General features: G+C 70.2%; 2 protein-coding genes and 2 pseudogenes. All 4 read right to left on the reverse strand.

What is annotated here, in order from left to right; all coding sequences use genetic code 11:
- Positions 1-287: pseudogene (locus QR77_RS48605) on the reverse strand (hypothetical protein); the annotation flags it as partial.
- A gap of 270 nt (positions 288-557) precedes the next feature.
- The gene (gene prfB, locus QR77_RS13190; protein WP_040021870.1) at positions 558-1,664 is read right to left on the reverse strand and encodes a peptide chain release factor 2; all 1,107 of its coding nucleotides are present in this window, start codon (positions 1,662-1,664) and stop codon (positions 558-560) included.
- 121 nt (positions 1,665-1,785) lie between these two features.
- Positions 1,786-3,021 carry a serine/threonine-protein kinase gene (locus tag QR77_RS13195; RefSeq protein WP_040021871.1) on the reverse strand — a complete coding sequence of 412 codons (1,236 nt, stop codon included), beginning with the start codon at positions 3,019-3,021 and terminating at the stop codon, positions 1,786-1,788.
- A 171-nt stretch (positions 3,022-3,192) separates the two neighbouring features.
- Positions 3,193-3,565 (reverse strand): annotated as a pseudogene (locus QR77_RS13200) (serine/threonine protein kinase); the annotation flags it as partial.

Raw genomic sequence — 3,565 nt, forward strand, 5'->3', positions numbered from 1 at the left:
GGGTCGTCGGTCGGCTGGCCCGGGTCGTCCGTGGGCTGGCCCGGGTCGTCGGTCGGCTGGCCCGGGTCGTCGGTCGGGTCGGGGATGCCGGTCGGCTCGTCCGTCGGCTCGTCCGTCGGGTCGTCCCCCGCGATGTTGGCCTGGATACCGAGACCGGCGTCGTTGACCTCGACACCAAGGCCGATACCTGCGGCCTGTGCTGCGCCCGCCGCGGTCAGTGATGCGCCCGCCGCGATGATCGCGCCGGCCGCTATACGGGCCACGCGGATCCGCGTCTTCTTGGTCATCTGGCTGCTACCCCCAGTAGCTCATTCGTCATTGGTGCAGCGTCCGGGGCAACTGCCTCTCGGGGTCCGTACGGTGTGCCCCCGGTCACACGCGCCCCAGAAATACGCATGCCACGCGTCAGCTTTCCTACTTTTCATATACGCGTCAAGGAGGTTGCGCGCGCGATGACCTGAATCGCGTCAGTTGTCCGGCGTGTGGGGATGCAACTGTGACATAAAAGGGAACTGCCGCCCCTCAGGCGGCAGTTCCCTTGTCGACAAAGCGTGAATTTACTTCTCTGTCTGCTTGCGCCAGCGAATTCCGGCTTCCAGGAAGCCGTCGATCTCTCCGTCAAGTACCGCCTGCGGGTTACCCACTTCGAAGTCCGTGCGCAGGTCCTTGACCATTTGGTAAGGGTGCAGGACGTACGAACGCATCTGGTTTCCCCAGGAGTTGCCGCCGTCGCCCTTGAGCGCGTCCATCTCGGCCTGCTCCTCCTGGCGGCGGCGTTCGAGCAGCTTCGCCTGGAGGACGTTCATCGCGCTCGCCTTGTTCTGGATCTGCGAGCGCTCGTTCTGGCAGGAGACCACGATGCCGGTCGGGATGTGCGTGATCCGGACGGCGGAGTCCGTGGTGTTGACGCCCTGCCCGCCGGGGCCCGAAGCGCGGTACACGTCCACGCGCAGCTCGGACTCGTCGATCTCGACATGGTCGCTGGACTCGACGACGGGGAGCACCTCGACGCCGGCGAACGACGTCTGGCGGCGGCCCTGGTTGTCGAAGGGCGAGATACGGACCAGCCGGTGGGTGCCCTGCTCGACGGAGAGCGTGCCGTAGGCGTACGGGACCTTCACCACGAAGGTGGTCGACTTGATGCCGGCCTCTTCGGCGAACGACGTCTCGTAGACCTCGGTGGCGTAATTGTGTCGCTCGGCCCAGCGCAGATACATCCGCTGCAACTGCTCGGCGAAGTCGGCGGCGTCGACACCGCCCGCCTCGGCGCGGATGTTGACGAGCGCCGAGCGCTCGTCGTACTGGCCGGAGAGGAGGGTACGGACCTCCATCTCGTCCAGCGCCTTGCGCACGGACTCGAGCTCGGACTCGGCCTCGGCGCGCGCGTCGGCGTCGCCCTCGGAGTCGGCCAGCTCGAAGAGGATCTCCAGGTCGTCGATCCGCCCGCGCAGCGTCTCGGTCTTCCGGACCTCGGCCTGCAGATGCGAAAGCTTGCTGGTGATCTTCTGCGCCGCCTCCGGGTCGTCCCACAGGGACGGGGCCGCGGCCTGCTCCTCGAGGACGGCGATCTCGGCCCTCAGCTTGTCGAGGTCCAGGACGGCCTCGATCGACCCCATGGTCGAGGAGAGGGACTTCAGCTCTTCGGATACATCGACGACTGCCACAGGCCCAGCGTAACGGCTGTCCGGAAGAACCCTTTCCCCCACCGCCGTCCCACCGCCGTTCCCGGTCCCGTCTCCGGGCCGCCTCCGGGTCGTTCCCGGGCCGGGGCCGCCCTACGGCGCCCTACGGCGCGGGCGCCGTCGTCTGCCGGGAGTCGTCGCGGCTCGCGCCCTCGCTGTTCGTCGCCAGCCAGCCGCCCACGCCGAGGACGGCGACGACCAGCAGGGCGATCACGCCGAAGGTGATACGGCGCTTGCGCACCGCCTCCGCCTTGTGACGGGCGGATCCGGGCCTGCGCTGGGCCGCCGACCTCGGCGCCCGGGCCGTGCCGCGCGCGCCGCCCGCCAGCTCGTCGGCTCCTGGCACGCGCATGCTCGTATGGGTGTCCCGGTTGGAGTCGGGGGCCGCGCCGGGCACGAGCGGTACGGAACCGCGCCTGCGCGGCTCCTCCGAGGTGTCCCGGACCGGTTGTTCCTCGTAGGGCTGCTGCTCCGTCGGCTCGGCGTCCGGCTCGTCGACGTCCAGCGGCGGGATCCCGGCGAGTCCCGGCAACTGCTCACGCAGCCGGGCCGCCAGCTCGGAGGCGCGCAGGCGGGAGGCCGGCGCCTTCGCGAGGCACTGGACGAGGAGCTGCCACAGCTCCTCGGGGATGCCGGGGAGCGGGACCACGGTCTCGGTGACATGGCGGCGCAGTACGGCGCCGGGGTGCCCGCCGCCGAAGGGGGTGAAGCCGGCGAGCAGCTCGTACAGGACGGTGGCCAGGGCGTAGATGTCGACGGCGGCCCGCGGTGGCAGGCCCTCGACGATCTCGGGCGCCAGGTAGTCCGGGGTGCCGATGATCCGGCTCGCCTTGGTGCGGCGCGGGGTGTCGATCAGCTTCGCCACGCCGAAGTCGGTGAGCAGGGCGGGGTGCGAGCCGCCGGGGCCGAGCGGTCCCTCCATGTCGAGCAGGATGTTCTCCGGCTTGACGTCGCGGTGGACGACGCCCGCCTTGTGCGCGGCGGCGAGGCCGTCGGCGACGTCGGCGATGATCGCGACCGCGGCCTCGGGGGCGAGCCTGCGCTCGCGGTCGAGGCGGGTGCGCAGATCGGTGCCGCGTACCAGCTCCATGACCAGGGCCAGGTCGTTGCCGTCGACGACGAGGTCGTGGACGCCGACCACCCGGGGGTGGTCGAGACCGAGCAGGGCGGTGCGCTCCTGGACGAACCGTCCGACCAGCTCCTGGTCGGACGCGAGGTCCTCGCGCAACAGCTTGATGGCGACAGGGCCTTCCGGTCCTTCGCCGAGCCACACCGTGCCGGCGCTGCCCCGCCCCAGAATCTGGTGGGCGGTGTACCGACTGCCGATATTCCGTGCCAAGACTGCTCCCTCAGCGGCTGGCGATGCCCATCAAAGTACGCGGCTGTCGGGGTGTTCAGTGCCCCACTTGGCGTCCACGTTCACTTCTTGGGGGGAATTCATCCCTGCGAAGTCGACATAACCACAGAGTCGCCATCGCCTCGCCCGAGATTATCGCTCCGGCCCGGGGAGCTACTGACCGGTGGGCGTTCCGCCGAACCAGCCCGACACCTTGTCGATGCCGTCGCCGATCGCGTCCCAGTAGCCCCTGCCCTGGTCCACCCAGTCCTGGAGCGGGGTGAACTCCCAGACGAGCCAGCTCGCGACCACGAGCAGCACGATCGTGACCAGGCAGCCCTTCAGGCAGCCGAGCCCCGGGATGTGCGTGGGATTCGCGCTGCGCTGCCTCGGCTGGCGCGGTGCGCGGTCCTGGCGGGGCGCCGGCTGCTGCGGCGGCGCGTACTGCTGCTGGGGCGGGGCGTACTGCTGTTGCGGCGGCGGTGGCGGTGCGTACCGCTGCTGCTGGGGGCGCTGTTGCTGCTGCGGCGGGTACGGCTGCTGCCGC

The sequence above is a fragment of the Streptomyces sp. 150FB genome, from assembly GCF_000818195.1.
GTDB lineage: Bacteria > Actinomycetota > Actinomycetes > Streptomycetales > Streptomycetaceae > Streptomyces.